The sequence below is a fragment of the Bacillus sp. BD48 genome (assembly GCF_046566805.1).
GTDB lineage: Bacteria > Bacillota > Bacilli > Bacillales > Bacillaceae > Bacillus > Bacillus safensis.
The window spans coordinates 301,472-322,883 of the sequence record NZ_JANGFM010000003.1 but is presented as its reverse complement, the minus strand read 5'-3'; the positions used below and the strand labels follow the sequence as shown (position 1 = coordinate 322,883).

The following is a 21,412-nucleotide window of genomic DNA, read 5'->3' as shown; positions in this document are numbered from 1 at the left end:
AGGCAAAAGTAAAGATGTAGCCAAAACATGAGTGTTCTGGTGTGGGTAAGGAGCGAGGAGAGTGAAAAATGAATGCCCGAAAAGATGAGAAAAGCCATTGGTGTGATTCTCCTTGTTTCTTTAATAAGTACAGGGTTTATGAGCATAGTGAAGGAGTACATCAGCATCCCAACAAATGTTGCTGTATTTGAAAAACAGAAGCACTCAATTGACACATCGATTGAAGCGTCAGCCAATGCTTCTTCGCCAGCCTTTAGCCTTTCAGAGAAAAAGAATCAGCTGGATATTACAGGACAAAAGGCGGGAAAAGCTGAAATTGTTTATGATTTTAAAGGATTTCCTATTAAGAAAACAAAAGTTGACGTTCTCCCTGAATTAAAAGTCATTCCTGGAGGACAATCCATTGGCGTCAAACTCCACTCTGTAGGAGTTCTCGTTGTAGGTTTTCATCAAATCACAACAGCAGACGGCAAAAAATCACCAGGTGAAGCCGCAGGCATTCAATCAGGGGATATGATCATTGAAATCAATGGTCAAAAAATGGAGAAAATGAATGACCTCACCCCATTTATTCAGAAAGCAGGGAAAACGGGTGAAACGCTTCGTTTGCTCATAAAGAGAGATCATAAAACCTTTCAAACAACATTAACACCCGCAAAAGATGCAAGTGAAGGCATCTATCGAATAGGTCTTTACATTCGTGATTCCGCAGCAGGAATCGGCACGATGACCTTTTTTGAACCTTCGACTAAAAAATATGGTGCCCTTGGGCATGTGATTTCTGACATGGATACAAAAAAACCAATTGTTGTCGACAATGGTGAAATTGTCAGATCAACCGTGACATCGATTGAAAAAGGCACAGGAGGCAATCCTGGAGAAAAATTGGCGAGATTCTCTTCCGAAAGAAAAACAATAGGAGATATCTCCCGCAACAGCCCTTTTGGTATCTTTGGTACGTTAACCGAAAAACTTGAAAATCATATAGCTGATAAACCACTTCCAGTCGCTTTATCAAATGAAGTAAAAGAAGGCCCAGCAGAAATTTTAACGGTTGTGGATCATGATAAAGTGGAGAAGTTTGATATTAAAATCGTCAGTACAACACCGCAGAAATTCCCAGCAACTAAAGGAATGGTATTAAAGGTAACGGATGAGCGTCTTTTAAGCAAAACGGGCGGAATCGTCCAAGGAATGAGCGGAAGCCCCATCATTCAAAATGGCAAAGTCATTGGAGCAGTCACACACGTATTCGTCAATGATCCGACTAGCGGGTACGGTGTACACATTGAATGGATGCTGTCAGAAGCAGGAATCGACCTTTATCAAAAAAACAAAAAAGCAAGCTGATCATCAAACTGCCGCGAATCTTCCGGCAGTTTTTTTCTACCCTTTCTTTCTCTTTCATCATGTTATAAAATAAGGAAAAAGAGATTTTTCGACAAAATGAAAAAAAGCATGTTGTCAAATTGCAATAATCGTCGATTCGTTAAGAAAAACGTAGAAAAAGCTAGATAATGCTCTATTATTCGGAAAATTAAAGTTTTTTAAAGGGGATAGCATGGTTTTGTCGAATTGAACACTCAGAAGAGAAATGCAAAAGACTAAAGGAATCGACATTGGGGAGGAAAGAACGTGGAGAAAATTAAAGTGTGTGTAGCTGATGACAATCGAGAGCTTGTTGGCCTTTTGACAGAGTACATTGAGGGACAGGAAGATATGGAAGTACTTGGCGTGGCGTATAATGGTCAGGAATGCCTGACATTATTTAAAGATAAAGAGCCCGACGTTCTCCTCTTAGATATTATCATGCCTCATTTAGACGGTCTTGCTGTACTAGAACGCCTCCGTGAAAACAATGAAATGACGAAACAGCCAAGTGTGATTATGCTAACGGCATTTGGACAAGAAGATGTCACGAAAAAAGCAGTTGATTTGGGCGCATCCTATTTCATTTTAAAGCCATTTGATATGGAAAACCTAGTAGGTCATATTCGTCAAGTCAGTGGAAACGGCACACAAGTCACCCATCGCTCTTCATCTATCCAAAACAGTGTTCTTCGTAACAAACCTGAACCGAAACGTAAAAACTTAGATGCGAGCATTACGACCATCATTCATGAGATTGGCGTGCCCGCTCATATTAAAGGCTATTTATACTTAAGAGAAGCGATTTCTATGGTGTACAATGATATTGAGCTTCTCGGAAGCATCACTAAAGTGTTGTACCCAGACATTGCGAAGAAATTTAACACGACTGCCAGCAGGGTAGAACGAGCGATTCGTCATGCCATTGAAGTGGCTTGGAGCAGAGGGAACATTGATTCCATTTCCTCACTCTTTGGTTATACTGTCAGCATGTCAAAAGCGAAACCAACGAATTCAGAATTTATTGCCATGGTAGCTGATCGTCTGCGTTTAGAGCATAGAGCAAGCTAGTATATTTTTCATGAAAAAACGTTTCTTCATTGAGACGTTTTTTTATTTTGAAAGATGTTGTCAAAAATTGGTTGGGTTGATAAAATCATCTTAATGTTTAAATTGGACAAACGGGCAGCTTTATTTTCAGAATAAAATGAAAAATAAAGCATGAATAAAATAAAAATGACATAAAGTAGTGGTAATCAGCTGCGCCAATCAATCGTTAAGTTTACAAAATAGAAGAAGAAACGCTCATTCGTAAGAAAAAGGATGAGAGTAAAAGGTCTTATGGATTTGGTAATTAAAGCAAACGAGATCGAAAGTTCTATTTCTATCGACCTGATTGATTGGCGTTTTAAAGTCACTGGCTTCTTAGAGATTGTGCCATTTGAACTGAATATTCCCATTGTCGAATTTAATAATTTTCACATTCTTTTACTATGCTATAATAATGAAAAGAAGAGGGTGAGGTTATGGGAAAGCTGAAAATCCACTCTGCTGAGGTAGCGAACGAAATTAGCAAGTGGACGAGGGTCATTTCTCAGAATGACCTAGAAAAATCTGCTGTCTATAAAGAGAAAATTCAGAATTTGCTAAAAAATACAGATGAAGACCGTGAAGTTCTCCTTTATTATCAGCTTGTTGACGGCAGACATGAAATGTTACTTGGAAATATTGAAAAAGCCAATCAAATTATGAAAAGTGTCGGAACGCTCGATGAGAAGGCAGATGACATTATTAATTTTTATTTTTACTTTTACAAAGGCCAATATGCTGCATATGTGAAAAAGTATGATGAAGCCATTAGTTTTTACAAAATTGCAGAACAGCGGCTAAAACGTGTGAATGAAGACCTTGAAGTAGGAACGTTTCACCATAAGGTTGCTTCGATCTATTACGAACTGAAACAAAATTTCATATCCATTAATCATATTAAAAAAGCCATTGATACATTCAAAGCGCATGAAGAGTACACAGCGCAGGCGATTGACAGCTTGATTTTACATGCAAGTAATTGTATTGATTTGTTCCAATTCGATGAAGCGGAGAAAAAGTATAAAGAAGCTCTTGAGAAAAGTGAGCGCATTAACAATGAAGTGCTGATTGGGAAATGCTATCACAATTTAGCTGTTCTTTATTATGCAAAGCATGATTATGAAAAAAGCGCACATTATGCAAAAAAAGGAATGGGCATTCAAATTCACCGTGACAATAGTCATTATTACATCCAATCTTTATATGTTCTGGCAAACGCCTTAGTGCATCTAGGAGATCAAGAGGCGAGGGAATATATTAAAGAGGGTATTCTGTATAGTTGTGATATCCAAAATAATGAATATATAGTAAAATTTGAAATTTTGGATTTGATGTGCGAGAATAGTGGGGCAGCAGACATATTCTCTGAAAAATTAGACTACATAGAAAAAAATAGATTATATGTGGAGCTTGAGGATTTGTCTGAACAAATATCGAAATACTTCAAGGAACGAAATGATTATCAAAATGCCATTCGTTTTCTTGAAAAGAAATTCGATGCACAAATACTTCAAAAGAAAGTGGAGGTTATTTTATGAAAAAGTTGTTGTTAGGTGTAACCGTTGTTACAGCAGTCGCAGTTGTTTCTTCCCTTTTTGCTCTTGACGCAGAGACGACAGAGCAAGCCATCAGAGCGATTACGTGATCGAATTTATCTGTCAACCTCTTCGTACGAATCAGAAGAGGTTTTTTTATGTGCTCAAAACTGGAAAAACGAAAAAAGACAAGTCATAATGAAAGGAAGCATCATATTTAGAGGTGACCTATGACGAAAATTTTTGCACACAGAGGCTTTAAAGGCATCTATCCTGAAAACACCATGATAGCCTTCGAGCATGCACTCCATTCGGGAGCAGACGGAATTGAGCTGGATGTTCAGCTGACGAAAGACGGCAGACTTGCTGTCATTCACGATGAGAAACTGAACAGAACCACGAATATGAAAGGTTTAGTGAAAGACCATACATATGAAGAATTAAAAGTAGGAGATGCGAGTCATTCTTTCTATGAAGAAACCGGTGTTGTAACCATTCCGCTTTTAGAGGAAGTATTAGAGCTAGTGACGCAGCAATCATCATTGATCATTAATATTGAACTGAAAAACTCTATTTATCGATATCCAGGTATCGAGGAGAAAGTAAAAAAGCAAATCGAGCATTTTCAAATAGAAGACCGTGTACTTGTTTCATCGTTTCATCACGGCAGTTTAGCTCTTTTTCACAAACTGATGCCGCATGTTGAACTAGCTGTACTCACAATGGATGTGATTCATCAGCCGGAGATGTATATAAAAACAGTACCAGCAAGAGGCTACCATCCGAATATCAAAGGTGCAGGTGTGACCAAAGAGGTTTTGTCAGCTCTCCATGCATCTCAGCAAGTGATCAGACCGTTTACAGTAAATAGTGAAAAGCAAATGAAAAACATGTTTTCCTTAGGAGTCGATGGCATTTTCACTGATTTTCCTGATCGAGCCGTGAAAATAAGAGAAGAAATGAAATAAAGACCTGCTATCATCAGCGGGTCTTTTTTTCATGTTTTATCTCTGCTTAAAGCGAGTAGTCACTTTATTTCGTTTACGGTCTCTATATAAAATAAAGCCAGCCACTACATAAAGTCCCACCCCTAAAAATACCAACCCTGCAATTCCTTGCAGCCATAAAAATGGAAATGGCTCAATGATGATGCCGAAAACAGTATCACGCAGCAGCTTAATCCCAAGTGCTGCAAGCGCGCCAGGTATTAAAATAATCACTAGTGCAAGTATTCTCCCCATCAAATGTCCCCTTAAACGTAATTTACTTCCATTGTCTAATTCAAAAAATATTTTGTCAAGAAAGGAAAACGTGGTAATATAAGAGTTGTGCAATTTTTTGCAACGGAAAAATATGGTGTGCAAATTTTTTCATATAAAGGGGTAACGGGATGCAGAGAGTCTTGATTGTCGGTGCAGGACAGGGTGGATCAGCATTGCTTGAAACATTGCTGAAAACAAATACGATTCAAATCATTGCGATCGCCGACCTTGATCTTGAGGCACCGGGGATGGCAGAAGCGAAAAAGAATGGAATTGATACGACAACGGATTGGAAAGAATACATAAAAGATGACATTGATATCATCATTGAAACAACAGGCAGTTCAGCAGTGCTGAAAGAACTGATGGAAGAAAAGCCAGAGCATGCTGTCATTGTTCCAAGTTCGATGGCTTACGTGATCTCAGAATTAATGTCAGAAAAACAGCAGCTGATTCAAATATTAAAGGAACAAACCTATAAGCATGACCGCATTTTTAATGCAACGAACGACGGGATGATTTTTATAAACATGGATGAAGAAGTCGTCCTGTTTAATCGATCAGCGGCCAAAATGGTTGGATGTTCGCAAAAAAATGCGATTGGCCGCCACATACGAGAAGTAATCCCAAACACAAAGCTTCCAGGCATATTAAGATCGAGAGAGCCAGAATTTAATCAAAAGCAATTTCTGAATCAGCAAATACAAATTGTCACAACGCGTTTGCCAATTATTGATGACGCGGGGAGAATGCTAGGCGCTTTATCCATCTTTAAAGATATTACAGATGCCGTTGAGCTTGCGGAGGAAGTGACCAACCTTAAAGAAGTGCGAACGATGCTGGAGGCGATCATTCAATCGTCGGATGAAGCCATATCAGTTGTTGATGAGCAGGGAAAAGGGATCTTAATCAACCGAGCTTATACGAAAATGACTGGATTATCAGATAAAGAAGTTGTGGGGAAACCAGCAGGTGCAGATATTTCTGAAGGAGAAAGCATGCATCTGAAGGTACTTGAAACAAGAAGACCAGTTCGAGGCGTCAGAATGAAAGTCGGGCCGAATAAAAAGGATGTGATCGTCAACGTAGCACCAGTCATCGTTGATGGCATCTTAAAAGGCAGTGTCGGCGTTATTCATGACGTATCAGAAATTCAATCACTCACGAATGAATTAAATAAAGCAAGACAGCTCATCCGCACACTTGAAGCGAAGTACACTTTTGAAGACATCATTGGAGAAAGTGAGCAAATGCTTGTGGCGCTTGAGCAGGCAAAGCTAGGTGCGAAAACACCAGCCACGATATTACTCCGGGGTGAATCAGGTACTGGAAAAGAGCTGTTTGCGCACGCCATCCACAATGAAAGTGACCGGAAATATAATCGCTTTGTACGGGTCAACTGTGCGGCCTTATCAGAGACCCTTTTAGAGTCAGAGCTTTTTGGCTATGAAGAAGGAGCGTTTTCTGGTGCAAGGCGCGGCGGGAAAAAAGGGCTGTTTGAAGAGGCAAACCAAGGCAGCATTTTTTTAGATGAAATTGGTGAAATGACGCCAAGTACACAGGCGAAGCTGCTGCGCGTCATGCAGGAGAAAGAAATTGTAAGAGTAGGCGGAACAAAGGCTATACCGGTCGATGTTCGTGTCATCACGGCAACGAATGTCAATATTGAAAAAGCGATGGCGGAAGGAAAGTTCAGAGAGGACTTATATTATCGGATGAACAGATATCCGATCTCCATCCCGCCGCTAAGGCAGCGTCTTGAGGATATTGATTCGTTAAGCAAACGTCTCATCCAAAAGATCAATTTAGACTATGGACGGAACGTAAGCGGCTTAACGGAACAGGCTCTCAAAAGACTGCGATCATATAAGTGGCCTGGAAACGTAAGAGAGCTTGAAAATGTACTTGGACGAGCTATGATCTTTTTGAACCCGCAAGAAGAATGGATTGATGAGGGGCATATTTCGTTCATGGAGTCAGAAGATCCGGAAGAAAAAGAGCAGCAGGAACTGGCTGTCAGTCAATTTGAGGGAGAGACGCTATCGGATGCTGTTGAGGCATTTGAAGCGCAGCTCATTAAACAAACCCTTGAAAAGCACCAATTCAATCGCACGAAAACAGCGAAAACGTTAGGGATCAGTATTCGGAACCTTTACTATAAAATGGATAAATATCAACTTGCAAAAGATAGCATGCAATAAAATGCATTTAACCTGCAAATTATTGCGCGGATGTCATGCAAACTGCCTCATTTCACTGTATTTCAAACTGGCACGGAACTTGCATATAAAACATGAACCGAGCACAAGGAAAGGTGGGCATATATGAAGCTTGACGATCTGATTATGAAAGCCGCCCAGCTGCAGAATAAAACGGCGGCTGTGGCTCATGCAGAAGATGAAGAAGTGCTTCATGCCATCAAGATGGCAATTGAACGAAAGGTCGCTCGCTTTCTCCTGGTTGGGAACAAACGCAACCTGAAGGAGCTAGTGAAGCAGCATGAAATCAATGAGGACTGGATTGATATTATACATTCAGATTCTCCCGAAGAATCGGCCAAAATTGCCGTGCAGGCAGTGAGCGAGAAGCATGCAGATATTTTGATGAAGGGGCATGTCCCGACAGCCGTTCTTTTAAAAGCGGTACTGAATAAAGAATATGGGCTCAGGACGGCAAGTGTCCTATCACATGTCGCGGCATTCGAAGTGCCGGGCTTTGACCGCTTTATTTATGTCACGGATTCTGCGATGAACATCGCGCCCGATTTAAATATGCTGAAAGAGATTACGATCAATTCTGTTCAAGTAGCACAAGCTGTCGGAAATGACATGCCGAAGGTTGCAGTATTGTCTGCGGTCGAGGTCGTGAATCCGGCAATGGATTCAACTTTGACTGCGGCAAGTCTTGCGCAAATGAATCGGCGGGGGCAAATTTCTGGATGCCTGATTGATGGGCCTCTTGCTTTAGATAATGCTATTTCTCAAACGGCAGCTTCTCATAAAAATATTACGAGTGATGTAGCCGGCCATGCAGATATTTTGCTTGTGCCAACAATTGAGGCAGGAAACATTCTTTATAAATCGCTCATCTACTTTGCACATGCAAAGGTGGGAGCTGTGGTGGCAGGAGCGAAGGCGCCGATTGCTTTAACAAGCCGGTCTGATTCAGCCGAAAGTAAGCTTTATTCAATTGCGCTTGCCATCTGTACATCAAATTAAGCGGAAGTAATAGGAGGAATAACACGATGGAACTTTTTAAATATATGGAACGATACGATTATGAACAGCTTGTATTTTGTCAGGATGAGCAGTCTGGCTTAAAAGCCATTATTGCGATTCATGATACAACACTTGGGCCAGCACTAGGCGGAACGAGAATGTGGACGTATGAAAACGAAGAAGCAGCCATTGAAGATGCACTGCGTCTAGCAAGAGGAATGACTTATAAAAACGCGGCAGCAGGACTTAATCTTGGCGGCGGAAAAACGGTCATCATCGGCGACCCGAGAAAAGACAAAAATGAAGAAATGTTCCGTGCATTTGGACGTTACATTCAAGGGCTGAATGGCCGCTATATTACAGCGGAAGATGTCGGTACAACGGTAGAAGATATGGATCTCATTCATGAAGAAACAGATTTTGTCACAGGAATCTCTCCTGCATTTGGTTCATCCGGAAATCCGTCTCCAGTCACTGCTTACGGTGTATATAAAGGGATGAAAGCCGCTGCCAAAGCTGCATTTGGAACCGATTCATTAGAAGGAAAAACAATTGCCGTCCAAGGTGTTGGAAATGTCGCTTACAACCTGTGTAAACATCTGCATGAAGAAGGCGCACAGCTCATTGTCACAGATATCAACAAAGACTCTGTCAAGCGAGCTGTTGAAGACTTCGGCGCAAAAGCAGTCGACCCTGACGATATTTACGATCAAACATGTGATATTTATGCACCGTGCGCACTTGGTGCAACGATTAACGATGTAACCATTCCTAAGTTAAAAGCAAAAGTGATTGCAGGTGCTGCAAATAACCAGCTAAGAGAAACGCATCACGGAGACCTTATCCATGAAATGGGGATTGTATATGCTCCTGATTATGTGATCAATGCAGGCGGTGTGATTAACGTTGCTGATGAGCTTTATGGCTATAATGCAGATCGTGCGATGAAAAAAGTCGAAGGCATTTATCAAAATATTGAACGTGTGATTGAAATTTCAAACCGTGATGCCATTCCAACTTATAAAGCGGCAGACCGATTGGCTGAAGAGCGAATTGAAAGAATGCGCAAATCAAGAAGTCAATTCTTGCAAAATGGTCAACATATTTTAAGTCGTCGCTAATTTGAAGAATGAGTTGAAACGGAGGTTTTGTTTTTGCTGACAAAAGAATGGCGTATTCTCACGATTAATCCTGGCTCTACTTCAACAAAAATCGGTGTGTTTCACAATGAACGTTCTATTTTTGAAACGACACTAAGACATACAGATGAGGAATTAAAGCAGTTTCCTCATATTATTGATCAATTTTCATTCCGTAAAGAAACCATATTGAAAACACTGCATGAACAGGGAATGAACATCTCAAAGTTTGATGCAGTTTGCGCGCGCGGCGGGCTCCTTCGCCCGATTGAAGGAGGCACATATGAAGTCAATGAGCAAATGGTGGAAGACCTAAAAGAAGGATATGCCGGCCAGCACGCATCCAATCTCGGCGGAATCATCGCGAGAGAAATTGCACTTGGCCTGAATATCCCAGCTTTTATTGTCGATCCAGTTGTAGTGGATGAACTAAAACCAATTGCTCGTATTTCAGGGCTGCCAACGATCGAAAGAAAAAGCATCTTTCATGCATTAAATCAAAAAGCGGTCGCAAGAAAAACAGCGGCTTCTTTTGGAAAAAGTTACGAAGATTTGAACATGATTATTACTCATATGGGCGGCGGTATCACCATTGGTGTTCATGAAAAAGGAAAAGTCATCGATGTCAATAACGGTCTGCACGGCGAAGGTCCTTTCAGCCCCGAGCGTGCGGGAACTCTGCCAACAGGTGATCTTGTAAATCTTTGTTTTTCAGGTGAGTATACCCAAGAGGAAATGCTCAAACGCATTATTGGTGAAGGCGGGCTTGCGGGCTATCTTGGCACGACAGACGCTGTGAAAGTGGAACGTATGATTGAAGCAGGTGATCAGCGGGCTGCGCTTATTTATGAAGCGATGTGCTATCAAATTGCCAAGGAAATCGGTGCAGCGAGTGCTGTCTTAAAAGGAGCAGTTGACGTCATTGTATTAACAGGCGGCCTTGCATATAGCAAACAGATTACTTCAAGTATTCGCGGCTATATTGACTGGATTTCTGATGTTGTCGTGTATCCAGGTGAAAATGAGCTGCAATCGTTAGCAGAAGGTGCGCTTCGTATTTTAAAAGAAGAAGAAGCACCGAAAGAATACCCAAATGATCAACGGATCGAGAAAGGTGTGACAAGTCATGGCAACTGAATATGACCTCGTCATTCTTGGTGGAGGCACAGGCGGCTATGTAGCTGCCATCCGTGCCTCACAGCTTGGATTGAAAACAGCAGTTGTAGAAAAATCAAAGCTCGGCGGAACATGTCTACATAAAGGCTGCATTCCGTCTAAAGCGCTGCTCAGAAGTGCAGAAGTTTATCAAACCGTCAAACGCGCAGCTGATTTTGGTGTTGAGGCAGACGGCATTGCCTTGCAATTTGCCAATGTGCAGAAAAGAAAAACAGAGATCGTCGAAAAACTAGCAGGCGGCGTCAAACATTTAATGAAACAAGGAAAAATTGATGTATATGAAGGGATCGGCCGTATTCTTGGCCCATCTATCTTTTCGCCAATGCCAGGAACCATCTCCGTAGAAATGGCAAATGGAGAGGAAAATGAAATGCTGATTCCAAAGCAGGTCATCATTGCGACAGGGTCAAGACCGCGTGTGCTGCCAGGGCTTGAAGCAGATGGTACACACATCCTTACATCAGATGATGCACTTGAACTGCCAGAGCTTCCGCAGTCGATCCTGATTGTCGGAGGCGGAGTGATCGGAATCGAGTGGGCGTCTATGCTCAATGATTTTGGTGTGAACGTCACTGTGATTGAGTTTGCAGATCGCATTTTGCCAACAGAGGATCATGACATTTCTAAAGAAATGGAAAAACTGTTATCTAAAAAAGGCATCACTTTTGTGACAAATGCGAAGGTACTGCCAGATAGCGTAGAAAAGCAGGAAAATCTCGTGAAAATTCAAGCGGAAAAGGATGGAGACATTCAGACGTTTGAAGCGGAAAAACTCCTTCTTTCAGTCGGCAGAGTACCTAATATCGAAGGCATAGGTCTTGAAAACACGGACATCCAAACCGAAAAACAAGGCATTGTCGTGAATGAACATTATCAAACGAAAGAATCGCATATTTACGCAATAGGAGATGTCATTGGCGGGCTTCAGCTGGCACATGTCGCTTCACACGAAGGGATGATTGCTGTAGAACATATGGCTGGGAAAGATCCAAAGCCGCTCGATGAAACGCTCGTATCTAAATGTGTTTACTCTCACCCAGAAACCGCTAGTGTTGGACTCACTGAACAGGCGGCAAAAGAGCAGGGCTTTGAAGTCAAAATAGGGAAATTTCCATTTATGGCGATTGGAAAAGCGCTTGTGTACGGGGAGTCTGATGGATTCGTCAAAATCATTGCCGATCAAAAGACAGATGATATTTTAGGAATTCATATGATTGGTCCTCATGTAACAGATATGATATCTGAAGCTGGATTAGCCAAAGTACTTGATGCAACCCCGTGGGAAGTGGGGCAGACGATACACCCGCATCCGACCTTATCAGAGGCGATTGGTGAGGCAGCTCTTGCTGTTGACGGGAAGGCGATCCATTTTTAATCAAGGAGGGAAACATGATGAGTAACATGCGTCATCAGGAATTAGGATTATCAGATGAACAAGCAATTGATATATATAGAACAATGCTTCTAGCGAGAAAAATCGATGAACGGATGTGGCTTTTAAACCGTTCGGGGAAAATTCCATTCGTCATTTCTTGTCAAGGACAGGAAGCGCAGCAAGTCGGCGCTGCATTTGCTCTTAATAGAGAAGAAGATTACGTCTTACCTTACTATCGTGATATGGGGGTTGTCCTTGCTTTTGGGATGACAGCAAAAGATTTAATGATGTCTGGTTTCGCAAAACAAGACGATCCAAACTCAGGCGGAAGACAAATGCCGGGGCATTTTGGACAAAAAGCAAATCGAATTGTGACCGGATCATCGCCTGTCACAACGCAGGTTCCTCACGCGGTGGGGATTGCCCTTGCTGGACGATTAGAGCAGAAAAACTTTGTCAGCTTTGTCACGTTCGGTGAAGGCTCATCAAACCAAGGAGATTTTCACGAAGGCGCTAACTTCGCTGCTGTTCATAAACTGCCTGTTATTTTCATGTGTGAAAACAATAAGTACGCGATTTCCGTGCCATATGATAAACAAGTGGCCTGTGAACGCATTTCAGATCGTGCGATTGGGTATGGTATGCCTGGCGTCACCGTAGATGGAAATGATCCGCTTGAAGTATATGCCGCTGTCAAAGAAGCGAGAGACCGTGCGGCTAGAGGCGAAGGCCCGACATTGATTGAAACAATCTCTTACCGTTTAACTGCGCACTCAAGCGATGACGATGATTCAAGCTATCGAGAAAAAGAAGAAGTGCTCGAAGCAAGAAAGAAAGATCCGCTCATCCAATATGAAACGTATTTAATCGAAGGAAACGTCATGACTTCTGAAATGAAAGAAGAGATGACAAAAGAAATCATGCAAATCGTAAACGAAGCTACTGATGAAGCGGAAAACGCAGCTTATGCTGAGGCAGAAAGCGCACTTCGTTACGTGTATGCGGAGTAAGGGGGAAGAAAAATGCCTGTTATGTCATATATAGACGCCATTACACTGGCGATGAAAGAAGAAATGGAGCGAGATCCGAAAGTGTTTGTGCTCGGAGAGGATGTCGGGAAAAAAGGCGGCGTATTTAAAGCGACAGCGGGTCTTTACGAGCAATTTGGAGAAGCGCGCGTCATGGATACACCTCTTGCAGAATCAGCCATTGCTGGTGTAGGTATTGGGGCAGCGATGTATGGAATGCGCCCAATTGCAGAAATGCAATTCGCGGATTTCATTATGCCTGCAATCAACCAGATCATTTCAGAGGCTGCAAAAATTAGATACCGATCAAATAATGATTGGAGCTGTCCAATGGTCATCCGCGCACCTTACGGGGGCGGCGTACACGGAGCACTTTATCATTCACAATCGGTTGAAGCCATTTTTGCTAACCAGCCTGGTTTGAAGATTGTGATGCCTTCTACACCTTATGATGTCAAAGGTCTTCTAAAGGCTGCAGTGCGTGATCCAGATCCCGTATTGTTCTTTGAACATAAACGTGCATACCGTCTTATTAAAGGAGAAGTGCCTGAAGAGGATTACACTCTTCCGATTGGAAAAGCAGATGTGAAACGTGAAGGCGATGATATTACGGTCATTACATATGGCCTTTGTGTCCATTTTGCGCTGCAAGCAGCAGACCGCCTTGCAAAAGACGGCATTTCCGCTCATATTCTCGATTTGAGAACAGTGTACCCGCTTGATCAGGAAGCGATTATAGAAGCGGCTTCTAAAACAGGTAAAGTGCTTCTGTTAACGGAAGATACAAAAGAAGGCAGCATCATGAGTGAGGTTGCGGCAATCATTTCGGAGCATTGCTTATTTGATTTAGACGCACCAATCAAACGCCTGGCAGGACCAGAAATTCCGGCAATGCCTTATGCGCCGACAATGGAGAAATTCTTCATGGTCAACCCGGATAAGGTAGAAGCTGAAATGAGAGAGCTAGCGGCGTTTTAAGAAAGAGGAGGGTTTCAAAGTGGCAATTGAACAAATGAAAATGCCTCAGCTAGGTGAAAGTGTAACAGAAGGAACCATTAGTAAATGGCTCGTTTCACCTGGCGATCATGTGAATAAATACGATCCGATTGCGGAAGTCATGACAGATAAAGTGAACGCAGAAGTCCCGTCATCTTTTACAGGAACGATTACAAAGCTATCGGCTGAGGAAGGCGAAACGCTGCAAGTAGGAGAAGTGTTCTGTGAAATTGAAGTAGAAGGAAGCGAGCAGCAGAGCGTGAAAGAAGAAGCCGCACCTGAGCAAAGCGAAGCGCCTGAAGCAGATCAAACAAATGAGGATCAAAGTCAAAAGAAACGTTACTCTCCAGCCGTTCTTCGTTTAGCAGATGAGCATGGCATTGATTTAGCGGCTGTTCAAGGTACGGGAGCAGGCGGGCGAATTACTAGAAAAGATTTGCTGCAGCTCATTGAAAACGGCGGCGTCAAAGAGAAGACAGCAGCTGTCAATGAACGTGCCGTTCAACCGGAGCCTGCGCAGTCATCTAAAGCAAAAGTGGCGTCTGCCGTCCCTTCCATGCCTGGTGATGTTGAGGTGCCAGTCACGCCGATCCGTCAGGCAATTGCGGCCAATATGCTGAGAAGCAAACATGAAATTCCGCATGCATGGACGATGATGGAAGTCGATGTGACAAATCTAGTGACAAGAAGGAATCAGCTGAAGGATCAGTTTAAAGCAAAAGAAGGCTTTAATTTGACGTTCTTTGCGTTCTTTGTCAAAGCAGTGGCTCAAGCCTTAAAGGAATTCCCTGAAATGAACAGCATGTGGGCCGGAGATAAAATTGTGCAAAAGAAAGCAATCAATGTTTCGATTGCTGTCGCGACAGATGACGCTCTTTTTGTTCCAGTCATTAAGGATGCGGATGAAAAGACCATTAAGGGCATCGCCAAAGAAATTCATGAGCTGGCGTCTAAGGTGAGACAAGGAACGCTCAAGCAAAGTGATATGGAAGGCGGTACCTTCACTGTCAACAACACGGGTTCATTTGGTTCAGTACAATCAATGGGAATCATTAATTATCCGCAAGCGGCGATTTTACAAGTAGAATCGATCGTAAAGCGTCCAATGATTGTAAACGGAATGATTGCGGCAAGAGACATGGTCAATCTTTGTCTCTCATTAGATCACAGAGTACTAGATGGTCTTGTATGCGGCAGATTCCTTCAACGAATTAAACAAATTCTTGAAGGCATCGACGAGCAGACATCTGTTTATTAAAACAATATTTTCCCCCTCCCGGCATGAGAGGGGGATTTCCACATCTAGGAGAAAGGAGCGATGATATGTCTGGACTAGATTTTTTTGCTTTTCTAACGATTGGTCTCATGTTTATCACAGCGATTGCCTTCGCTTTTCTGCGGTACATTTCTAAATCACGCAATCATCCTGAACGATTACTGCTTATCATATCGATCGTTTCAATCATTCAAATCGTGTACTGTCTGCTGATTGTCGGTGGGTTTAAAGGAGCAGCCAATAGCTTTTTAGGAATATCACTTCTCGCTGGGACACTGCTCGGATATGCACTTGAATATTTATACAGACGCTATATCAAAAAAACGCCCGAATCAAAATGATATCGGGCATTTTTTATTCTGCTGGAACAATAAAGGTCAAATGCTGTTTTAACACTTCTAAAGAACCTGGGGCTGTCATATAAACCTCACCATCTGTATCAGCATCCATTTCCTCTTTAGTGTGGATTTGAATACTGGACGCTTGAATGAGAGACAGATCGCCTGTGAAATCCTCCATCTCTTCCCGGTTCATTGAGAAGATTTCTTTTAAAGCAGAGAAGCTCGTATTTCTGCAAATTAAGATTTCTGCTTTTCCATCATCAATCGCTGCTCTAGGCAAATCAATTCTATTTGTACCGATAAAATGTCCATTCATGACAAGAACGATGACGGCTTCCTCTTCCCAGCTTTCCTCTTCGGTCTCAATACGTACGTGAAAAGGATCTGTTTGCTGCAAGGTGCGCAGGGCACTTGTGAAGTAGCTGATTTTGCCGAGTACGGCTTTTTCCTTGTCGTTAATATTGTTGGACGTATCTGCGATCAGCCCAATTCCCCAAAAGTTTAACACGTATCGATCTTCTGCTTTGATTAAGTCGACCTTTTTTTCTACGCCGTCTACAATCATTTGAGCGGCTTTTTGCATTTGTTGAGGAATACCAAGTGTTCTAGAAAAATCATTGCATGTCCCGCCTGGTAATATTGCTACAGCGGGCCTTTTTTCTAAACCGCCAATACCGTTCATGCATTCATGCACGGTACCATCTCCGCCTAATATAATGAGCAATTCCACCGTCTCATCAATATGACGGCAGAAATCATAAGCATCATTTGGCTGCTTTGTTGGTTTCAGAATGAGTTCATCAATATGTAGAGAAAGAAGAGGCACTGTTTGACCGAGTGTTTTTTCCATGTTTTTTTGTCCAGCATTTCCATTATAAATGAGCATCGCTTTTTTGAATTGTGCCATCACGCAGTTCTCCCTTTCATCTCTTTATCATCACTTTTCCCCAATTTGACAGCTCATAAACGATGTTCGGAAAAAGAGGCGAAAGAAAAGACAACACATTTGCCCGCAGGCGTTTTCCTTGATATGATGGAGTTAAAATGGTTTTGGTACGCAAAAGGAGTGGACGGACATGAATATTGATTTTAATTTATTTATGAATGATATTGTGAAACAAGCGAGAGATGAAATAAAGCAGGCAGGCTACACTGAGCTCACATCAGCTGAAGAGGTAGACGAAGCACTGACTAAAAAAGGGACGGCACTTGTCATGGTGAATTCAGTATGCGGCTGTGCAGGCGGTATTGCAAGACCAGCTGCCGGCTATTCTGTTCATTACGATAAGCGTCCAGATCAATTGCTGACAGTGTTTGCTGGACAGGACAAAGAGGCAACGGCAAGAGCCCGTGAATACTTTGAAGGCTTCCCGCCATCTTCACCATCTTTTGCATTATTAAAAGATGGAAAAATCATTAAAATGGTCGAGCGTCATGAAATTGAAGGGCACGAGCCAATGGAAGTCGTGTCAAAACTACAAGCCGCTTTTGATGAGCATTGCGAAGAAATCTAACATATGACTTTTGAATGAATAATTATAAAGCAGTCCGGTCTTTAGATCGGTCTGCTTTTTGTTTTATAAGACAATAGAATCAAAATAATTTTAGCAAAATACTATTGCATCTTAAAAAGAAAGTGTTTAAAATACATTATAGTGAATAAATATTCAGATCGACACATGATTTTAAATACTGGGAGGCATCATCATATGAAAAAGTGGTTATTATTACTTATGACAGCTGGTCTTGCAGCTGCACTCGCAGCTTGCGGAACTTCTTCTAATAATTCAAACGCATCAGGAGATGACAAGACACTCGTGATGGCGACATCAGCAGATTATCCGCCGTTTGAATCAAAAGACGGAGATAAAATTGTCGGTTTTGATGTAGATCTTGCAACTGCACTAGCGAAAAAGAACGGCTACAAGCTAGAAATTCAAGATATGGACTTTGCAAGCCTTGTATCAGCCCTTAAAACAAACAAAGCTGATATTGTTCTTGCAGGAATGACACCTACAGAAAAACGTAAAAAGCAAGTTGATTTCTCTGATGTTTATTACAATGCTGAAAACTTGATTGTATCAAAGAAATCTAGCGGTATTAAGGCAGAGAAAGATTTAAAAGACAAAACAGTCGGCGTTCAATTAGGTTCTATTCAACAGGATGAAGCAAATGGTCTGCAAAAGAAATATAACCTAACAGTTGAAGACCGTAATAAAATTTCTGATATCATTCAAGAGATTAAAGCAGGCCGTTTTGATGCAGCAATTATTGAAGATAAAGTAGCTGCTGGCTACTTGAAAAAGGAAAAAGATTTCCAAGCGTTTGGATTGAACAGCTCAAACGAAGGTTCAGCCATTGCATTCAAGAAAAATAGCGACTTAACAGCGAAATTTAATAAATCATTAAAAGAAATGAAAGATAATGGCGAACTTGATAAATTAATTAAAAAATGGTTTGCTGATGAAAAGTAAGTCAGGAAAAGGATCAGCGTCATTCATGAAAATAGAAAGCGCTGAAAAGTTCAACTTGTGTTGAACTTTTTTCCTGTTTTATTGTTTGATTTCGTCTGAAGGCAAATAAAAGGAGAATGTCATGTTGGATTTTAAAGATGTAATACCTCAGATGCCCTTTATTCTAGAAGGACTTAAGGTCACGCTTTCTATAGTAGTGGTATCCCTTTTCCTTGGGTTTATCTTAGGAATTTTATTAACGCTTTGTAAAATTAGTGTGTTTAAACCACTCATTTGGCTTGCAGATTTTTATACGTCAATTTTCCGAGGCACACCGCTTGTGCTTCAATTGCTTATTATTTATTTTGGTCTGCCTCAGCTTCTTGGGTTTCAAATAGATCAATACTGGGCTGCTGTAGCGGCATTTTCACTCAACTCGGCGGCATACGTATCTGAAATTATTCGTGCGGGTATTAATGCCATTGATAAAGGTCAAAAAGAAGCAGCCGTTGCTTTAGGCATCCCTTATGCTAAAATGATGAAGGACTTATTGCTTCCGCAGGCGTTTAAAAATATTTCACCTGCACTTGTGAATGAAACGATTACACTGACAAAAGAATCAGCGATTGTAACAGTCATCGGACTGGGCGATGTCATGAGACGAGCCTATCAAGCAGGGGCTGTCACGTATAATTATCTTGAACCGCTTATTTTTGCGGGTCTTATCTATTATGTCATCGTGCTTGTTCTCACCTTTGTCGGCAAATCGGTGGAAAGGAAGTTAAAATCAAATGATTAAAATAGAGAAACTCACAAAATCTTTTGGTAAAAACGAAGTGTTAAAGGGGATCGACACCACCATTAAAGAAGGCGAAGTTGTTGCGGTCATTGGACCATCTGGTTCAGGAAAATCGACGTTCCTTCGCTGCATCAATTTACTTGAAAAGCCGACTTCTGGTGTCATTACGATTAAGGACACCGAAATCACCAACCCAAAAACGAATGCACTAAAAGTGCGTGAGAACATCGGAATGGTATTTCAGCATTTCCATCTGTTCCCGCATAAAACTGTACTGGAAAATATCACGTATGCTCCAATGAATGTGAAAAATCAATCGAAGGAAGACAGCATCAAGCAAGCTGAAGACCTGCTTAAAAAGGTAGGGCTTTTAGAGAAAAAAGATGATTTCCCGAACCGTTTGTCCGGCGGTCAAAAGCAGCGTGTGGCGATTGCGCGTGCGCTTGCGATGACACCAGACATTATGCTGTTTGACGAACCAACGTCTGCCCTAGATCCAGAAATGGTCAAGGAAGTACTAGAGGTCATGAAAGAGCTGGCTCAGTCTGGAATGACACTCGTCATCGTCACACATGAAATGGGCTTTGCAAAAGAAGTGGCTGACCGCGTGATCTTTATGGATGACGGGAAAATAGTAGAGGATGCAAACCCTGTACAATTTTTTGAATCACCGTCTTCACAGCGTGCGCAAGACTTCTTGCAAAAAATATTATAAAGAAAAAAGAGAAGGAGACTTAACATCTCCTTCTTTTTTTGATTATAATGGGGAAAGTAAAAAAAGTTCATCATTTCACAAAAGTGAATGGAAACAAGACAGAAAAGAGTGAATCACATCATGTTTAAAATCGGCTATCGAACGCTGAAAACAGCATTAGGAACAGCGATCGCTATTTATATTGCACAATTGCTTGGCTTGCAAAATTATTCAGCTGCCGGGATTATTACGATCCTGTGTATTCAGGTGACAAAGAAAAGATCCCTCTTAGCATCGGGAGCCCGTTTTGCAGCATGCAGTCTTGCTATTTTATTTTCTTATTTATTTTTCGATCTGATTGGGTATCATCCTTTTGTGATCGGTTTAATGCTGCTTGTCTTTATTCCGACAACGGTTTTGCTTCGAATTAAAGAAGGGATTGTCACAAGTTCAGTCATCATCCTCCACTTATACATGTCTGGCGGGATTACCCTGCATCTCATCTGGAATGAACTGCTGCTGATTACCATTGGTGTTGGGGTAGCGCTCATTATGAACCTCTATATGCCAAGTGTTGATAAAAAGCTCAAACGCTACAGCGAACAGATTGAAGCCAACTTTGCTAAAATTTTTGAGGAAATCGAGCAATACTTAATGACTGGGAAACAAGACTGGACAGGAAAAGAAATACCAGAGACACATCAATTGATCAAAGAAGCGAAAGCTCTCGCATATCGTGATGTTGAAAACCATGTATTAAGACATGAAAACCTGTATTATCATTATTTCAACATGAGACAAAAGCAATTTGAAATCATTGAGCGTGTGCTGCCTAAAATTACGTCGATTTCTGTCACAACGGAGCATGGACAAATCATTGCAGAATATATTAGAGACTTACGCGAACATATCCACCCAGGGAACACGGCGCATAAGTTTTTAAGACGTCTCATTGATATGAAAGAAGAGTTCGATGCACTTCCGCTCCCGCAAACACGAGAAGAATTTGAGGCAAGAGCTGCACTCTTTCATTTCCTCGGTGAAATGGAACAATATTTAGTACTGAAAAGCTATTTTAAAGGGATGAAAGAATAGAGACGCATGAGTTCCTCCTTCATTGGTCAATCTAATGAAAAAGGAGGAGCCTATGCGTCTTTTATTTTATACTGTACTGACCATGTCCCTTTCACCTATCTGGCCGCTTGGACAAAACCCGCTTCCAGGTGACCCGTTTGTCATTATTAATAAACAAACGAATGAACTGGCCTTTATTGATCAAGGGAAAATTCAAAAAATATATCCGGCTTCAACAGGAAAAACAGAGGATTTAACGCCAGAAGGTGAATTTACCATTATGATCAAAGCGAAAGATCCCTATTACAGAAGAAAAAATATTGAAGGCGGTGCGAAGAATAATCCACTAGGGCGAAGATGGATTGGATTTGATGCACGAGGAACAGATGGCAGAACCTACGGAATTCATGGAACGAGTGACGAAACATCGATTGGGAAATTTATCACGGCAGGCTGTGTAAGGCTTCATAATCAAGATGTAGAGCTTTTGTTTGATCAGCTTCCAATTGGCACCAAGGTATGGATTACAAAATCAAGAGCTTCCTTTGAAACGCTTGCCAAAGACAAACAGGCCATTCGTTGATATCAC

21 protein-coding genes are annotated in these 21,412 nt (G+C 41.6%); 19 read left to right on the top strand and 2 right to left on the bottom strand.

Annotated elements, in window-relative coordinates:
* Nucleotides 1-72: 72 nt before the first annotated feature.
* The 4 genes from spoIVB to ACLGGR_RS11605 all read left to right on the top strand — a co-directional run bounded on the left by spoIVB (nucleotide 73) and on the right by ACLGGR_RS11605 (nucleotide 4,960).
* The gene (gene spoIVB, locus ACLGGR_RS11620) at nucleotides 73-1,350 is read left to right on the top strand and encodes a SpoIVB peptidase (RefSeq protein WP_251216551.1); all 1,278 of its coding nucleotides are present in this window, start codon (nucleotides 73-75) and stop codon (nucleotides 1,348-1,350) included.
* Between the two features lie 285 nt (nucleotides 1,351-1,635).
* Entirely contained in the window at nucleotides 1,636-2,439 is an 804-nt protein-coding gene (spo0A, locus tag ACLGGR_RS11615; protein WP_024422935.1) for a sporulation transcription factor Spo0A, read from the top strand.
* 455 nt (nucleotides 2,440-2,894) lie between these two features.
* A complete protein-coding gene (locus ACLGGR_RS11610) occupies nucleotides 2,895-3,995 on the top strand; it encodes a response regulator aspartate phosphatase (RefSeq protein ID WP_410973108.1) in 1,101 nt (366 codons plus the stop codon).
* Nucleotides 3,996-4,222: 227 nt separating this feature from the next.
* Nucleotides 4,223-4,960: a glycerophosphodiester phosphodiesterase gene (locus ACLGGR_RS11605; RefSeq protein WP_410973107.1), complete on the top strand. Its 738-nt coding sequence runs from the start codon at nucleotides 4,223-4,225 to the stop codon at nucleotides 4,958-4,960.
* A gap of 36 nt (nucleotides 4,961-4,996) precedes the next feature.
* Here ACLGGR_RS11605 and ACLGGR_RS11600 read toward each other — a convergent pair whose 3' ends face one another.
* Nucleotides 4,997-5,233, bottom strand: coding sequence for a DUF2627 domain-containing protein (locus ACLGGR_RS11600; protein ID WP_252056266.1), 237 nt, complete (start codon nucleotides 5,231-5,233; stop codon nucleotides 4,997-4,999).
* Between the two features lie 149 nt (nucleotides 5,234-5,382).
* On the opposite strand from ACLGGR_RS11600, the gene ACLGGR_RS11595 reads away from it, so the two are divergent.
* From ACLGGR_RS11595 to ACLGGR_RS11555, 9 genes are all read left to right on the top strand, one after another.
* The gene (locus tag ACLGGR_RS11595) at nucleotides 5,383-7,455 is read left to right on the top strand and encodes a sigma 54-interacting transcriptional regulator (RefSeq protein ID WP_410973106.1); all 2,073 of its coding nucleotides are present in this window, start codon (nucleotides 5,383-5,385) and stop codon (nucleotides 7,453-7,455) included.
* 123 nt (nucleotides 7,456-7,578) lie between these two features.
* Nucleotides 7,579-8,472: a phosphate butyryltransferase gene (yqiS, locus tag ACLGGR_RS11590; RefSeq protein ID WP_095408969.1), complete on the top strand. Its 894-nt coding sequence runs from the start codon at nucleotides 7,579-7,581 to the stop codon at nucleotides 8,470-8,472.
* Between the two features lie 26 nt (nucleotides 8,473-8,498).
* Nucleotides 8,499-9,593 carry a branched-chain amino acid dehydrogenase gene (gene bcd, locus ACLGGR_RS11585; RefSeq protein ID WP_144521062.1) on the top strand — a complete coding sequence of 365 codons (1,095 nt, stop codon included), beginning with the start codon at nucleotides 8,499-8,501 and terminating at the stop codon, nucleotides 9,591-9,593.
* 33 nt (nucleotides 9,594-9,626) lie between these two features.
* On the top strand, nucleotides 9,627-10,748 hold the full coding sequence (buk, locus tag ACLGGR_RS11580; RefSeq protein WP_075623470.1) for a butyrate kinase: 1,122 nt from the start codon (nucleotides 9,627-9,629) through the stop codon (nucleotides 10,746-10,748).
* Nucleotides 10,738-12,162, top strand: coding sequence for a dihydrolipoyl dehydrogenase (lpdA, locus tag ACLGGR_RS11575; RefSeq protein ID WP_410973105.1), 1,425 nt, complete (start codon nucleotides 10,738-10,740; stop codon nucleotides 12,160-12,162). The genes buk and lpdA overlap by 11 nt, the downstream gene beginning before the upstream one ends.
* Nucleotides 12,163-12,179: 17 nt before the next feature.
* Nucleotides 12,180-13,172: a thiamine pyrophosphate-dependent dehydrogenase E1 component subunit alpha gene (locus ACLGGR_RS11570; RefSeq protein WP_039179824.1), complete on the top strand. Its 993-nt coding sequence runs from the start codon at nucleotides 12,180-12,182 to the stop codon at nucleotides 13,170-13,172.
* A 12-nt stretch (nucleotides 13,173-13,184) separates the two neighbouring features.
* The gene (locus ACLGGR_RS11565; RefSeq protein ID WP_003215848.1) at nucleotides 13,185-14,168 is read left to right on the top strand and encodes an alpha-ketoacid dehydrogenase subunit beta; all 984 of its coding nucleotides are present in this window, start codon (nucleotides 13,185-13,187) and stop codon (nucleotides 14,166-14,168) included.
* A 19-nt stretch (nucleotides 14,169-14,187) separates the two neighbouring features.
* A complete protein-coding gene (locus tag ACLGGR_RS11560) occupies nucleotides 14,188-15,444 on the top strand; it encodes a dihydrolipoamide acetyltransferase family protein (protein WP_410973104.1) in 1,257 nt (418 codons plus the stop codon).
* A gap of 65 nt (nucleotides 15,445-15,509) precedes the next feature.
* The gene (locus ACLGGR_RS11555; protein ID WP_024428019.1) at nucleotides 15,510-15,803 is read left to right on the top strand and encodes a YesK family protein; all 294 of its coding nucleotides are present in this window, start codon (nucleotides 15,510-15,512) and stop codon (nucleotides 15,801-15,803) included.
* Between the two features lie 13 nt (nucleotides 15,804-15,816).
* On the opposite strand, the gene ACLGGR_RS11550 is transcribed toward ACLGGR_RS11555, so the two are convergent.
* A complete protein-coding gene (locus ACLGGR_RS11550) occupies nucleotides 15,817-16,710 on the bottom strand; it encodes a YegS/Rv2252/BmrU family lipid kinase (RefSeq protein ID WP_410973103.1) in 894 nt (297 codons plus the stop codon).
* A gap of 169 nt (nucleotides 16,711-16,879) precedes the next feature.
* Between ACLGGR_RS11550 and ACLGGR_RS11545 the strand changes: the two genes are divergently transcribed.
* From ACLGGR_RS11545 to ACLGGR_RS11520, 6 genes are all read left to right on the top strand, one after another.
* A complete protein-coding gene (locus ACLGGR_RS11545) occupies nucleotides 16,880-17,317 on the top strand; it encodes a BrxA/BrxB family bacilliredoxin (protein WP_251216561.1) in 438 nt (145 codons plus the stop codon).
* Nucleotides 17,318-17,512: 195 nt separating this feature from the next.
* The gene (locus tag ACLGGR_RS11540; RefSeq protein ID WP_142945960.1) at nucleotides 17,513-18,277 is read left to right on the top strand and encodes a transporter substrate-binding domain-containing protein; all 765 of its coding nucleotides are present in this window, start codon (nucleotides 17,513-17,515) and stop codon (nucleotides 18,275-18,277) included.
* A 121-nt stretch (nucleotides 18,278-18,398) separates the two neighbouring features.
* Nucleotides 18,399-19,055 (top strand): arginine ABC transporter permease ArtQ, encoded by a 657-nt coding sequence (gene artQ, locus ACLGGR_RS11535; RefSeq protein ID WP_003215691.1) that lies wholly within the window; start codon nucleotides 18,399-18,401, stop codon nucleotides 19,053-19,055.
* On the top strand, nucleotides 19,048-19,770 hold the full coding sequence (gene artM / locus ACLGGR_RS11530; RefSeq protein WP_034280282.1) for an arginine ABC transporter ATP-binding protein ArtM: 723 nt from the start codon (nucleotides 19,048-19,050) through the stop codon (nucleotides 19,768-19,770). The genes artQ and artM overlap by 8 nt, the downstream gene beginning before the upstream one ends.
* 120 nt (nucleotides 19,771-19,890) lie before the next feature.
* Nucleotides 19,891-20,844: an aromatic acid exporter family protein gene (locus tag ACLGGR_RS11525; protein ID WP_024422917.1), complete on the top strand. Its 954-nt coding sequence runs from the start codon at nucleotides 19,891-19,893 to the stop codon at nucleotides 20,842-20,844.
* 52 nt (nucleotides 20,845-20,896) lie between these two features.
* A complete protein-coding gene (locus ACLGGR_RS11520; protein ID WP_410973102.1) occupies nucleotides 20,897-21,406 on the top strand; it encodes a L,D-transpeptidase in 510 nt (169 codons plus the stop codon).
* Nucleotides 21,407-21,412 lie beyond the last annotated feature (6 nt).

Bases quoted from the DNA above. Each gene is read 5' to 3' on its own strand.
- ACLGGR_RS11545 (WP_251216561.1), top strand. From the start codon at position 16,880: ATGAATATTGATTTTAATTTATTTATGAATGATATTGTGAAACAAGCG.
- spoIVB (WP_251216551.1), top strand. From the start codon at position 73: ATGCCCGAAAAGATGAGAAAAGCCATTGGTGTGATTCTCCTTGTTTCT.
- ACLGGR_RS11550 (WP_410973103.1), bottom strand. From the start codon at position 16,710: ATGGCACAATTCAAAAAAGCGATGCTCATTTATAATGGAAATGCTGGA.
- lpdA (WP_410973105.1), top strand. From the start codon at position 10,738: ATGGCAACTGAATATGACCTCGTCATTCTTGGTGGAGGCACAGGCGGC.
- ACLGGR_RS11520 (WP_410973102.1), top strand. From the start codon at position 20,897: ATGCGTCTTTTATTTTATACTGTACTGACCATGTCCCTTTCACCTATC.
- ACLGGR_RS11605 (WP_410973107.1), top strand. From the start codon at position 4,223: ATGACGAAAATTTTTGCACACAGAGGCTTTAAAGGCATCTATCCTGAA.
- ACLGGR_RS11610 (WP_410973108.1), top strand. From the start codon at position 2,895: ATGGGAAAGCTGAAAATCCACTCTGCTGAGGTAGCGAACGAAATTAGC.
- artM (WP_034280282.1), top strand. From the start codon at position 19,048: ATGATTAAAATAGAGAAACTCACAAAATCTTTTGGTAAAAACGAAGTG.
- yqiS (WP_095408969.1), top strand. From the start codon at position 7,579: ATGAAGCTTGACGATCTGATTATGAAAGCCGCCCAGCTGCAGAATAAA.
- ACLGGR_RS11540 (WP_142945960.1), top strand. From the start codon at position 17,513: ATGAAAAAGTGGTTATTATTACTTATGACAGCTGGTCTTGCAGCTGCA.
- artQ (WP_003215691.1), top strand. From the start codon at position 18,399: ATGTTGGATTTTAAAGATGTAATACCTCAGATGCCCTTTATTCTAGAA.
- ACLGGR_RS11595 (WP_410973106.1), top strand. From the start codon at position 5,383: ATGCAGAGAGTCTTGATTGTCGGTGCAGGACAGGGTGGATCAGCATTG.
- ACLGGR_RS11565 (WP_003215848.1), top strand. From the start codon at position 13,185: ATGCCTGTTATGTCATATATAGACGCCATTACACTGGCGATGAAAGAA.
- bcd (WP_144521062.1), top strand. From the start codon at position 8,499: ATGGAACTTTTTAAATATATGGAACGATACGATTATGAACAGCTTGTA.
- ACLGGR_RS11570 (WP_039179824.1), top strand. From the start codon at position 12,180: ATGAGTAACATGCGTCATCAGGAATTAGGATTATCAGATGAACAAGCA.
- ACLGGR_RS11600 (WP_252056266.1), bottom strand. From the start codon at position 5,233: ATGGGGAGAATACTTGCACTAGTGATTATTTTAATACCTGGCGCGCTT.
- ACLGGR_RS11555 (WP_024428019.1), top strand. From the start codon at position 15,510: ATGTCTGGACTAGATTTTTTTGCTTTTCTAACGATTGGTCTCATGTTT.
- ACLGGR_RS11525 (WP_024422917.1), top strand. From the start codon at position 19,891: ATGTTTAAAATCGGCTATCGAACGCTGAAAACAGCATTAGGAACAGCG.